7 protein-coding genes are annotated in these 12,615 nt (G+C 39.2%); all 7 read left to right on the top strand.

The annotated features are described in order from the left end of the window. A partial coding sequence (locus ACOVO2_RS20515) for a MalY/PatB family protein (RefSeq protein WP_421771775.1) occupies window positions 1-906 on the top strand: 906 nt, incomplete at its 5' end. A 161-nt stretch (window positions 907-1,067) separates the two neighbouring features. Continuing rightward, window positions 1,068-1,496 (top strand): hypothetical protein, encoded by a 429-nt coding sequence (locus ACOVO2_RS20510; RefSeq protein ID WP_421771774.1) that lies wholly within the window; start codon window positions 1,068-1,070, stop codon window positions 1,494-1,496. 12 nt (window positions 1,497-1,508) lie between these two features. After that, window positions 1,509-1,979 (top strand): hypothetical protein, encoded by a 471-nt coding sequence (locus tag ACOVO2_RS20505; RefSeq protein WP_421771773.1) that lies wholly within the window; start codon window positions 1,509-1,511, stop codon window positions 1,977-1,979. 26 nt (window positions 1,980-2,005) lie between these two features. Further along, a complete protein-coding gene (locus ACOVO2_RS20500; protein ID WP_421771772.1) occupies window positions 2,006-2,569 on the top strand; it encodes a hypothetical protein in 564 nt (187 codons plus the stop codon). Window positions 2,570-2,695: 126 nt separating this feature from the next. Further along, window positions 2,696-5,434 carry an ATP-binding protein gene (locus ACOVO2_RS20495; protein WP_421771771.1) on the top strand — a complete coding sequence of 913 codons (2,739 nt, stop codon included), beginning with the start codon at window positions 2,696-2,698 and terminating at the stop codon, window positions 5,432-5,434. Window positions 5,435-5,676: 242 nt separating this feature from the next. Then, entirely contained in the window at window positions 5,677-6,033 is a 357-nt protein-coding gene (locus ACOVO2_RS20490) for a LytR/AlgR family response regulator transcription factor (protein ID WP_421771770.1), read from the top strand. A gap of 94 nt (window positions 6,034-6,127) precedes the next feature. Beyond that, on the top strand, window positions 6,128-12,615 hold a 6,488-nt coding region (locus ACOVO2_RS20485), incomplete at its 3' end, for a BspA family leucine-rich repeat surface protein (RefSeq protein WP_421771769.1).

Below are 12,615 nucleotides of genomic sequence, written 5' to 3'. Positions count from 1 at the left end.
TGGAAAATCGAAAAAGATTGGATTGTGTATCTGCCGGGGCTGGTTCCAGGACTAACGCTCTCGTGCATGGTAGTTGGCAACGAAGGCGACGAAATCATTACGACTGTGCCTGTTTACGGGCCTTTTATGAAAGCCCCCGAAGCAGCCAAGAAGAAACTCGTGAAAGTACAGATGAAGCTCGAAAATAATCGTTGGACGCTTGATTTTGATGCCATTCGTGCGGCAATTACGCCACGCACACGTATGTTTATGTTGTGTAATCCGTATAATCCTGCGGGAACAGTTTTCACGAAAGAAGAACTACAAACGCTATCGGATATTTGTGCCGAACATAATATTGTGATTTGTGCCGATGAAATCCACTGCGATTTGATTTTAGATGAAAGCAAAAAGCATATTTCGATAGCTACATTGAGCAAAGAAGCTGAAAATCAAACAATTACACTACTTTCACCGAGTAAAACCTTCAATATTGCGGGCTTAGGTTGCTCGTTTGCGGTGATTCCAAATGATGAAATCCGTACGAAATTTGCCAATCTAAAATACATTATAGAGCCAATGCCTTCGGCGTATGCCTATCAGGCGGCTTTAGCGGCTTATCGTGATTGTGATGAATGGCACGAGCAATTATTGGCTTATTTACGCAAAAATCACGACTTCGTTTTAAAAGAAATGAACGCTTTTGCGGGCTTTAGTATGCAGCCACTCGAAGCCACCTATTTGGCTTGGATTGATACCCGTGAAAGTGGCATTGATAATATTGCCGAAGTTCTCGAAAACGCTGGTGTAGGTATCTCAGAAGGCGGCTTTTTCTTTGATGGGAAAGGTTTTATACGCTTAAACTTCGGCACTCAAATGCGACGCCTCGAAGCCGCCATTTGGCGAATGAGAAAAGTATTATGTTAGTATCTTTGCATTAAAATAAATATTCCTAAGATATAATTTGTATTAAAACAGTTTGGGGATTAACTTCGTTTAATATTAAATGAAACGTTTTCTTATGAAAGTTTCTTTAATACATTTTCAAAAGTACTGACGAAATACACTACTCGGTAGTAAGAAACATAATGAATACACTGAGGACAACCGATAAATCATTAAAAACTACAAGCCTTTCGCTCTATGACCAATACGGAGCAATGGCCTATGGTGTGATATTGCAGATAATTCCGCAAGAAAAACTTGCACAAGAGGTACTCGTAGAATTGTTCAATTCCCCTTCTTTGCTTAATTGTCAGGAGGGTATTAGCGATGCCATTTGTATCATCAGAAATGCAAGAATAAAAGCACTTGAGTTTAAAAACCGACTAAGTGCCCTGGCTTCGAATAATGAGGCATTAGCGGAGGTTAATACTGACTCATTGCCTGATTTGATTTTTGATTTAGCCTTTAAACAAGGGCTATCGCTCGATATAATTGCTGTAAAATTGGGTTTATCAAAAGAAGCCACAATGAAAGCTATTAGCCACCATGTAAAATCTTTTCGTAAATCTTAAACTGCTGTAAAAGTGAATCCAAGAGAATACATCGAAAGTGGTATTTTGGAAACCTACCTACTGGGCTTAGCATCTGCTAATCAAGAAGATGAGGTAGAAAGATACACAAAAATCTTTCCTGAGGTTTCGTTAGCTTTGGAAGATTTAGCTGTAGTTATCAACACCCATTTTTCATCAAATATCCCTCCACCGAGTGTGCGTCAGCGTATTAAAGAATATGACGATCAAAGCCTCAAAAAATGGGATTTTAATGAGCAACCTCACACCAACAATGGCACGCAAAAAGAAGAGGTAAAATACTTAGAGGTAGAAGTAAGCGATACGCACTTGCGTGTGCACAAATATTGGCGACCAGCATTTATTGCGGTTTTTGTTTTGTCTAAAATATTCTTAGCAGCGGCTTTATATTTTTACTTCAAGTCTGACTCGCTCAATAAAGAAAACTTAAAACTTCAACAAGAAATAGAGTTATTGAAGAAATAATCTTCGATAACTCTATTTTATCTACAATGCACGAACTCGAACCCACCTACAATTGGCGTAAATATTATATAAGTGAGGTCGATAAAAAATCGCCTTTCTATGGCCGAACCTACGGAACCACTTACAAAAATACCATTTATGGCTATTACATCGACCCAAACTGGGACGATATCGGCTCCGAAACGCTTTATTGCAAAATCCTGATGGTTGATTATACTGCTCACTACGCCGTTATTGAGCTTTTTGGTGAATGGAACGATACACTCCACAACGACATCATGTTTTTGAAGCGAACTGTTATTGATTATTTAGTCGAGAAAGGCATTAATCAATACATTTTGATTGGTGAAAACATCCTGCAATTTCATGGTGGCGAACAAGACTACTACGAAGAATGGTTTGAAGATATTGAGGATGGCTGGATTGCGGCCGTAAGTTTTAGAGATTTCATTTTGGACGAATTCAAGCGTTATCGTCTTGATTCGTACATCAACTTTGGTGGCACATTGCAAATAGATAACTGGCGAACCATGAAGCCTAACTTGTTCTATGAGTTGGTTAAGGGGTTAATTATGCGTAGGTTGAGCTAACGATTATTTTTCTCGGAAAAAACCATTTACTCTTGTATCTTTGAAAACCAAAAGTAAAAAAATCGTAAATTATAATTGGTAACCTATTTATTCGACCCTTTATAATACAATAGCCAATTTGTAAGAATGAACCTTTATAAATGTTCTTGTTTCATTTTATTTTTATTTATCCCAAATTTAGCCCTCGCTCAAGAATCGGTTTTAACATCTGCTAAAACCTATCCTATAAATTTATCTGACGCCATAGGAATTCTCAAAGACTCTACAGCTACACTCTCATTAGAGCAAGTTAGACCTAAATATTTCCAAAAAAACAACAAGAACCATTTTCTTTTTCCTTACTCTGACAATGTCTATTGGGTAAAATTTCAACTTAAAAATACAGACTCCTCTCAGCATAACTTCACGCTGGTCTGGTCGAATCCTTTGGTTGAGCAACTTGATTTTTATATAACTGGTAGTTCTGGCAAAGAATTTATACATCAACAGCAAAAAATTCTGACAAAAGAAAAAGAAAAACCACTAATCGATCAAGACCCCCGATTCAACTTTACACTCAAAACAGGCGAAAGCAAAGAAATTTTCATCAAACTAACTTCTAAGCGAGGGCACTACGGCAAACTGATACTACACACCGAAAAATCTTATTACAAAAGCCAACTAAACAACCATTCAAGCCAAAGTTTTTTTAATGGTTTGGTCATTTTTAGGCTTTTTTTGGTGGTAATATTAGGATTTTTTGTCATCAAAGATTGGCCTTTTAGGTTGTATTCGTTGCATACAGTTATCAAAACTTTTGCTTTCTGGGGATACATCAATGTTGCAGGTCCGTGGTTTTCGGATAGTCCAGAAATGGTTGCTAAAATTGACTTCGTATTCTACAACTCCGTTACGCTCGGTGCTGGCTTATTTGTCTATTTTACTCAAATTAAGGGAAAACTTCCAAAAATCCACACATTAATTGCCCTTTTCATTATAGCTCTAACTATTTTTGAGAGTATTATTATCTTTATTGATTATCAATGGTATTGGCTAAAATTAGGGGTTTATAGTATTATTTTTTCAGCCTTTTACTTTTCGGCACTTTACATTTACTGTATTTTCAAGAAAATTTCTATTGAAAAGTACTATGCCATTCCATTTATATTGGGTTTAATAAGCTATGCCTTGCTTTATATCAGGCTTTTGGGCTGGATAGAACTCGAAGCGGTTTATTCGATAGCCTACTTCTTATTTTTTGGTGAAATCTTTGTTTTTATTATTTTCTTAGGTGGCATTTTCAGAAGTGCCCAACAAAAACTTCGGTTTAATATTGAGCAAAATACCCGCCTTACCGAACTCGACCAACTAAAAACAAGCTTTTTTGCCAATATTTCGCATGAGTTTCGCACGCCCCTTACGCTTATCTTAGCCAATACACAAGATTTAATCAAGCAGAAACCAGGCGAAAAAGTTTACCAAACTATTCACCGAAACGCCAATAGACTCCTCGAATTGATTAATCAATTATTGGATATTTCGAAGTTAGAAGCTGGGCAAATGGCGGTTGAAACCCAAACACTAAACCTCTCTAAATTTTTCCGCACCCTCATCAGTTCGTTTACTTCTTTGGCCGAAAGCAAGGGAGTTATATTTGAATTTAGTCAGAACAAAAACGATGTAGTTGGGGTAATTGACACGGATAAAGTTGAAAAAATTATTACCAATTTGATTTCTAATGCCATCAAGTTTACGGAAAATAAAGGTAAAGTGTTGGTTGAAGTTAGGTATCTGCCCAAGCAATTGGAGATTACAGTAGCAGACGAAGGAATTGGCATATCGGCAAATAAACTGGAAAAGATTTTTGATAGATTCTTTCAGGTAGAAAGTAATTCTAACCGAAAATTTGAAGGCACTGGCATTGGCTTGGCTCTAGTTAAAGAATTGACCAATATTCTAAATGGCACTATCAGTGTTGAAAGCAAAGAAGGAGTTGGAACAAAGTTTTCGGTGCTATTACCCATAAATTATGAAAAATGGAACGAGAGCTTGGTTGAAGCAGAGACAATGATCAATAAAACAAGTACAGACACTCCAAAGATAAACGCTGATAATACTTTTTCTGACCCCTCGAATGATAAAATCTTATTGATTGTTGATGACAACGCCGACATTCGTGATTACCTCAGAAGTATTTTTGAAACAGAATACCAAATCATTGAAGCAATCAATGGGAAAGATGGTATCAGCAAAGCCAATGAAGCCATACCAAACATCATTATCAGTGATTTGATGATGCCCGAAATGGATGGTTTTGAATTTTGTAAGCATCTCAAAAGTCAAGAGAATACCTCTCATATACCTATTGTGATGCTCACGGCCAAAGCCAATAAAGAGAGTAAAATTGAGAGTTTTGAGCTCGGAGCCGACGATTACCTAATCAAGCCTTTCAATACCGATGAAATAAAAGTACGCATTAAAAATTTGGCCGAAAAACAAGAGCGACTTCGAGCGTATTTTACGGGAACCGTTATTGACTTGAAGCCTACTGAATTGAAAGTGAATTCGGCGGATACGGTGTTCTTACAAAAACTTAAAACCATTATTGAAGAAAAAATGAGTAATAATAGTTTTGGTGTTGAAATCCTATGCAGAGAGCTTGGCATGAGTAATTCACAACTTTTACGCAAACTAAAAGCTCTTACCAACGCTACACCCAATGAGTTTATCAGAGATTTTAGGCTTCAAAGGGCCGCCGAACTACTCCAGAAAAAAGCAGGTACGGTTTCAGAAATTGCCTTTAAAGTCGGGTTTGAAAGTTTATCTTACTTCTCGAAGGTCTTTCAAGAAAAATTTGGAGTCCTGCCCAGTGAATATAAAAAATAGACAACAAAGCCCTCAGAATAACGCTTCTGAGGGCTTTTTTTATGCGATTGCTTGATATGCGTTAAAGATTGAAGGATTTGAGCTAACAACTAATTGATTTGTTTTTACCTTAAAAATTGCTACACTCTATCTTTTTTTCTTCTTGACGTAAATGAGTTAAAGAATATCATTTTTGAGTTAACTATCTATACCCACTCTCGTGTACATTTGGGCAGTTATTTTACTATAAATAATTTTCTGCCATGAATAACGAACCTCTACTTAACCTCGGAGGGCGACTAAAAATTGCCCCCAAGAACATCCGCCTGCTGAAGGCTGAAATCAACTACACCAAAGTTCATCTGGATGATGGAAGTACGCTACTATCATCAATCACACTCGGCATTTTAGAGAAACGCCTCCAAGACTTTCCGTTTTTCAGACCCAATCGCTCAGTACTCATTAACCTTGACTACGTAGTAGATTTTGAAACAGCTTCGGCACAAATCAAAATGGAAAACAATGAAACCTTCAAGATTTCAAGAAGACGAACGAAGCGTTTTTATACAATATCTAACCCAAAAACAGAAGACCAAGAGTCGGCCGACCTTTCGTGGTAGAAAGATTGAAGGTTGGAGGGAGTTTTCTTCCGAGAACTCCTCTCCTCTTTCTTGAAGACTATCACCACATTTTGAACCTTTAATTTTTCTACCAATGAAAAAACAATTTACTCACCAAAGCAAGATAACTCAGGCAATTTTAGTTTTCTTGATGTTTTTCGTGACCAACATAAGTATTGGCCAGCAATTAGACTTTATTAGACAAAGTATCTCTGGTAGCAGTACCAATAGTGCTTTTGTCCGCTCAACCACAACGGATGATGCTGGAAATGTATATGTTACTGGTTATTTTCAGGGAAGCGTTACTTTTGGAAGCTTTACCCTTACAAGTTTAAACTCAACAAGAGAGGATATTTTTATTGTAAAGTACAATTCGTCAGGCACTGTACTCTGGGCAAAACGGGCTGGTGGTATTTATGATGACGTACCAAGTGATATTGCAGTTAAAAATGGTTATGTTTATATATGTGGTTATTTTACAGATGTTGCTAATTTCAATACTCCTTCTTCAACTTCCAGCAATACATTATCATCAGAAGGAGGGAGTGGCTCCGATATGTTACTGGCTAAATATGATGATGCTGGCAATTTTCAGTGGGCTAAAAGAGCGGGCTCTGCAAGCAGTAGTACTCAGGATTTTATCTCCATTTCTGTAAATAGCACCAATATATATGTAGTTGGGGAGTTTTCGTCGACTTCAACCATCAATTTTAATAACCCTGGTGCTACGGGGAGCAACGAATTGGCGGGAAATGGAGCTGTAGGCGGTTTAAATATTTGTTTGGTCCAGTATGACCTAAGTGGAAACTTTCAGTGGGCACGAGGTGCAGGAAGTAGTTCAGGTACAACACGAGTAAATGGCGTAGAAGCAACAGAAGATGCTGTGTACGTTGTTGGAGCTCATCAAGGAAGTATCAGTTTTGGACAGTTTAGCTTACCAGCCTATGGTGGATATTTTGTTAAATACGGTACTGATGGTACAGTGTTGTGGGCAAAAATAATTGACAGCGTAAGTAATTTTTCCCCATTCATTTATGGTGTAGCTGCCTATGGCTCATCAGTTTACATATCAGGATATTACACAACTTCTGCAACTTTTGGTTCGACAGTTCTTGAAGCAGCACCCGAAAATGTAGATAATCAGAACATAACTGACATGTTTGTGGCGAGATATGAAAACGATGGAACTTTCGTTTGGGCAAAAAGGGCTGGTGGGGCCACCACTTCAACATTTGCTTTTGGCAGGGGTATGGTGGCAAATAGTAAAGGAGTTTTTATTGCTGGATATTTTAAGGGTCCTATAAATTTTAATACACCACATCTTGTAGGTTCAAATGAAATGATGTCTTCTGGTTCTTCTGCAGATGCTCTACTGGCAAAATATACCCATAGTGGTGATTTTCAATGGGCCAAAAGAGCCGGTAGTAGTAGTACGCCACAAACAAGGGTATTTGGAATAAGTATGTTCAACAATGCTATATATACTGTTGGCACTTTTAACGGAACCATTAACTTTAATACGCCAGATGCACCAGGAAGTAATGAAATTACGGCAGTTTCAAGTACTAATGAAACTTATTTAGCCAAATATACCAATACCGATACTCCCGAAATCAATCTTAAAGGCAATAATACCTTAATAGTAAGTGGCGATGCCACACCATCAGCTACTGACCATACTGATTTTGGGTCTCAAAATGTAGTATCGGGTACAGTAGTCAGAAGTTTTACCATTGAAAATGCAGGTACAGCAACATTAAATATAAGCTCAATAAGTACAGGAAACAGTGAATTTACCGTTGGAGGAATCACATTACCTGCCACGGTAAGTGCTGGAAGTTCTACTACTTTTACTGTAACTTTCGACCCTTCGGCAAGTGGAGCAAGGACAGCTACAGTGAGTATTGTCAATAATGATGCTGATGAAAACCCTTATACATTTGCCATACGGGGTATAGGTTTGGCAGCAACAAGTTTGAGTTTGAGTTCGGGTACAAATCCTTCTATTCAAGGTAATAGTGTTACATTTACTGCTACTCTAACATCCAATTCACTTGGAGTAAATGGTCAGGTGATTTCACTTTCGATAGGTGCTTCAAATTTTACAGCTTCAACAAATTCCTCAGGAGTTGCTACATTTTTGGTTTCTTCATTAGCTATTGGTTCTCATACTGCAACGGCTTCTTTTGCAGGAAATCTTACGCAATATGCCGCAAGTACAAGTAATACAGTAACACAGGTGGTAAATTCAGCAGGTACACCTTTCATCACCCGTTGGAATCTGGCTACAGCAGGTTCAGGGGCTACGCAATTAAGTTTTGGGGTAGCTACTGGTGGAACTGTCAATTATACATGGACAACCGTACCTGCTGGTACAAGTGGTTCGGGGTCGTTTAGTGGTTCAACGGCGTCAATTACGGGTTTGCCCTCTGGTGCTACGATTGATTTAAGTATTTTTCCTACAAATTTCGAAAGAATCGACATAAACAATGGAACCGACAAAAACCGACTAATTGATGTAAAACAATGGGGTAGTGTAGCTTGGACTTCTATGTTTAGAGCCTTTGATGGATGTGCAAATTTGAACATAACTGCCAGCGACAGCCCCAATTTGAGTGGAGCAACAGACCTTAGCTACATGTTTTATAATTGTACAAGTTTGAACACAAATATTAATAGCTGGAATGTGAGTACTATTACCTCCTTGTTTGCTATGTTTTCAGGAGCAACCGCCTATAACCAACCCTTAAATACTTGGAACGTAAGCAATGTGATTGATTTTGGGGATATGTTTAACGGAGCAACTGCTTTTAATCAGCCATTAAATTCGTGGGTATTAAATACCAATAGTGGGGTAAATATCAATCTATCCTATATGTTTAGAAATGCCGATGCCTTTAACCAAAGCTTAAACTCATGGAATACGATAAGAGTAACAGATATGAGTTTTATGTTTTATCAAAACAATGCTTTCAATGGCAATATTACGAGCTGGAATACGAGTAATGTAATTGCCATGGACAATATGTTCAATATGGCTGGAGAAGTAGGAGCATTCAATCAAGATATTTCAGGATGGAATGTGGGAAATGTAACCAATATGTATGGAATGTTTAGTGATAGTCCTTTCAATCAAAATTTATCGAATTGGAATATTTCAAATGTCACTGACCTTGGATATATGTTTTATGGTGCAACAGCTTTCAATCAAAGTTTAGCAGGCTGGGCAGATAATCTGAATGCCAATGTAAGTTTAGATAATTTTCTTTCTTATTGCGGGATGAATACTGCCAACTATGACGCTACTCTAACGGCTTTCAGAAATTTAGGGCCTAACGGCAGGTCGATGGGTGCTTTTGGTCGTCAATATTGTGCGTCGGCTGGTGATAGAGCCAATTTGGTACTGCCAATAGGAAGTGGTGGCAAAGGCTGGACAATAGCAGGTGATGAAAGTGCTGTGCCTTCAGCCCCCGTAGGTACAAACAATCCAAGTATTTGCAATAATACATCGGCTTCCCTAACAGCATCTTGTACGTCTGGTTCGCCAGTTTGGTACAATGCCAGTTCGGTAGCAATTCCATTTACAGGCTCACCTTATGTAACGCCAAATCTAACATCACCAACAACTTACAATGTTCGATGTGAAAATGGAACTTGTCAAAGTAGTTTTGTAGCTGTAAATGTTTCGATAAATGCCTTGCCAGTACCTAATCCAAGTAGCAATTCGCCTGTTTGTAGTGGAAGCTCTCTTAACTTATCATCGGCGGCAAGTACAACTTATTCATGGACAGGACCAAATAGTTTTACTTCTTCACTACAAAATCCAAGTATTTCTAATGTAACAATATCAGCAGGCGGAACATACACCATTACCCAAACGAATAGTTCTGGCTGTACTGCAAGTGCTACAACATCAGTAACAATCACACCTTCACAAACCTATTACCAAGATTCGGATGGTGACGGTTTTGGCAACCCAGCGGTAAGTAGTCAAGCATGCAGCCAACCCAGCGGTTATGTATCCAACAACACAGATTGTAATGACAATAGTACTTTAGAAAAACCAGAACAAACTTGGTATAAAGATGTCGACAACGATGGCTATGCTCAAACTGGGGCAGCTACCATCATCCAATGCAGTCGCCCTGTTGGCTATAAAGTAGTGACAGAATTATTGGCGAGTTCTGGAGATTGTAACGACAACAATGCAGCGATTAAACCCGGTGCGACTGAAATCTGCGATGGCATCGACAATAATTGCAATGGCTTTATAGATGAAGGCCTTACTCCAAACACCCCCACAGTCACATCAAATCCAACGATATGTAGCAATACAACAGCCTCGCTATCAGCTACTTGTGCAACTGGAACAGTTACGTGGTATGGCTCAAATAGTACAACTCAATTGGCAACTGGTTCATCTTATCTTACTGATGCCTTAACTGCTCCTACTACCTACAATGTGCGTTGCGAAAGTGGTACTTGTGTGAGTAGCTTTGTAGCGGTAAATGTAAGTATAACCGCTGCCCCAACTGTCAGTATTTCATACCCAGCGGCAGCCATATGTAAAAGTGCGGGTACAACCGATATTACTCGCAACGGAACACCATCAAGTGGCGGCACATTTTCATCAAGTCCATCGGGTTTAACACTAAACTCCAGTACGGGGCGAGTTACACCAAGTAGCTCAACCGCAAATACTTATACCGTAACACTTACAATCCCAGCATCAGGTGGTTGCCCAGTTTATACCACCACAACCGCTCTTACGATTACTGCCGAACCAAGTGCAACCATTGGTTATGCCGCCAGTGGATATTGTACAACCGCTGGTGTTCAGAATGTTATTCGTACTGGTACAGCAGGCGGAACATACGCTGCTTCACCATCAGGGCTAAGCATTGACACTAATACAGGACAAATTACGCCAAGTACGAGTACACCTGGCAATTATACCGTTATTTACACCATTCCGGCTACTGGTGGGTGTAGTCAATTTCAAGCAAGTGATATTGTCTCTATTAGCTCACCTGCCAGTGCCACGATTGCATACGCTGCCAGTGGTTTTTGCAGTACGGATGGGGCGAAAAGTGTCAATCGAAATGGCACTGCTGGGGGTACGTTTAGTGCTGCTCCTGCTGGTTTAAGTATTAGTTCGAGTAGTGGTCTAATCACGCCAAGCAGTAGCTCGGCAGGAACTTATACCGTTACTTATAGCATCGCCGCAACCAATGGCTGTCCAGCATTTACCACTACCACAAGTGTTGCTATCTCTACGCCTCCGAGTGCTACAATAGGCTATACGGGTTCACCATTTTGCGGAGTTTCTACCCCAATTAATGTTAGCAGAACTGGTACTACAGGCGGAACATTTAGTTCAAGTCCTGCGGGTTTATCAATCAACCCAAGTACTGGACAAATCACACCAAACACCAGCACAGCAGGCACTTACACGGTTACTTACTCAGTTTCGAGCAACTGTCCATTATTTACAACTACTGCCAGCGTAGCACTGAGTAGCCAACCAAGCGTGCCAACGAATGTTAGCACGAGTTCAAATTTACTTTGTGGTGGAGCAAGTGTTACCTTATCAGCTACTTGTGCTTCGGGTACTGTAACATGGTACAATCAAGCTATAGGAGGAACCTCCATTGGAAGTGGCTCATCATTGTCACAAACTCCTAACGTCACTACTACTTATTATGTAAATTGTAATAACGGAATCTGTGAAAGTAACCGTATTGCCACAAATCCGGTGGTAGTAGAAAGGGGTAACGGTGGAATCAGTACACCCTATACCAATAGCTCATATGTAACACCAGACAATTTGTATTACAATAAAATTACGCTAACAAAAGGAATCAGAGCTGACTCGATGAAAGTTTTGATAGTGAACGGTGACATTCAGGTACAAGGTAATGCAAGAATAAAATTTGCTATCTACTCTGACCTAAACGGTGAACCGAATACACTTTTGGCAAGTTCGGATGGTAATGCTGCAGAAAATGCACCATTCTTAGTAGAAGGTTTAAATAAATTCAGACTCAATACTCCTACCTATTTAAGTTGTGGAACATACTGGATTTCGTATGTAATCAGTAACCCAGAATCAATTGCTGCCAATTTCCAAAATGGTGACACTGTTCCTGATTCAGATACAAAATATTCGCCATTTACCTTCGGGAATGCCTTCCCAACGGTTAATAATCTTACAAAATCTACTAATGGGTTTGCCTACAATGTCTATTTCTCTGGTGCTGCCGATTGTCAGATTATAGCTCCAACGGTTAATCAGAACGTAAACGTTTGTAGTGGAAGTTCGGCAACACTCACGGCAACTTGTACTTCGGGAACTGTTACGTGGTACACCTCGGCAACAGCGAGTACAGGTACTGCGAACTCTCCGTTAATTACTCCAATCATTAATGCCAATACAAGTTATTATGTGGCATGTGTTTCGGGAAATTGTGCAAGTGCCAGAACTCAAGTTAATTTGACTGTTATAGCACCACCTAATATCCAAATAAATGGCACTAATAATCTAAGTTGTGCTGTTAACAGCGTTACAAGAACTGCTTCGGG

The sequence above is a fragment of the Emticicia sp. genome (genome assembly GCF_049241225.1).
Lineage (GTDB): Bacteria > Bacteroidota > Bacteroidia > Cytophagales > Spirosomataceae > Emticicia.
The sequence above is the reverse complement of the archived record's forward strand: the minus strand, read 5'-3'. Positions and strand labels throughout refer to the sequence as shown.